The organism is Pyxidicoccus fallax, from assembly GCF_012933655.1.
In the GTDB taxonomy this organism is placed as follows: domain Bacteria; phylum Myxococcota; class Myxococcia; order Myxococcales; family Myxococcaceae; genus Myxococcus; species Myxococcus fallax.
Map to the genome: position 1 here is coordinate 1 of NZ_JABBJJ010000770.1, position 477 is coordinate 477.

Consider the following 477-nt stretch of genomic DNA (forward strand, 5'->3'; position numbering starts at 1 on the left):
GGCGCCGTCCAGAGCACCCGCCCATGGGATTGATTTTCTCCCCAGATGAGCCCCTCACCCACCCGCACGCTTCCCGGTGTCAGCGCTCCCCACTCGCTCTCCACGCGCCAGCACCTCCCGCGGCGACTGACGTGTCCGACCGGCCAACGCCTCCGGCCGCAGCGAGTCCGGATGCCAGTGCACGAAGGTGAAGTGGAAGAGATTCCGCGGCGCGCACCACGCCAGGTGCTTCTCCGGACGCGCCAGCTCCCTCTCGAAGTCCCCCAGGCGATTCGGCGGATGTCGCCCTCGGCCTCCTGGCGCACCTGCTGGTCGCAGCCCGCATTGCTGTCATGGCGCCGGAAGCAACTGCCCACCGACATCCTCCCCGCCCTCGCCAATTCCTCGGCGCGCACATGCCCGTCGCCGCGCACGGACCGCTTCGCCGCCGACTCGCGCAGCGTCATCTCGGACAGGTCCTCCGAGGACCCCATCCCC

At 70.2% G+C, this 477-nt stretch carries 1 protein-coding gene; it reads left to right on the forward strand.

The annotated features are described in order from the left end of the window. Nucleotides 1–279: 279 nt before the first annotated feature. Nucleotides 280–477: hypothetical protein (locus tag HG543_RS54845; protein ID WP_211194826.1), on the forward strand; the 198-nt coding region annotated here is incomplete at its 3' end.